Below are 264 nucleotides of genomic sequence, written 5' to 3' on the forward strand. Positions count from 1 at the left end.
GCTCGCGCGGTGCTTGTACGGCTGGTTTCGGCGGCCGCCGCGCGCAGCCTTGTCATTGCCACGCACATCCGCCGCGAGGCCGATATCGCCGATCGCATCGTGCTCCTGGACGGCGGTCGTATCGCCGCCACAGCGCTGCGCGGCACACCGGAATTCGACATGCTCCTCGACCGGCTCCGGCCGGACTGAGGGGCAAAGTAGCATGCCCGCGGCGCGTCGGATGGCGCCGCAGTCCTGTCAGACACACCGTAGGGGGTGGGAGAA

At 69.3% G+C, this 264-nt stretch carries 1 protein-coding gene; it reads left to right on the plus strand.

From position 1 onward, the window contains the following. On the plus strand, positions 1-189 hold a 189-nt coding region (locus ACR9ZK_RS22270; protein ID WP_481344117.1), incomplete at its 5' end, for a hypothetical protein. Positions 190-264 lie beyond the last annotated feature (75 nt).

This window comes from Monashia sp. HAY1-5C (assembly GCF_056755255.1).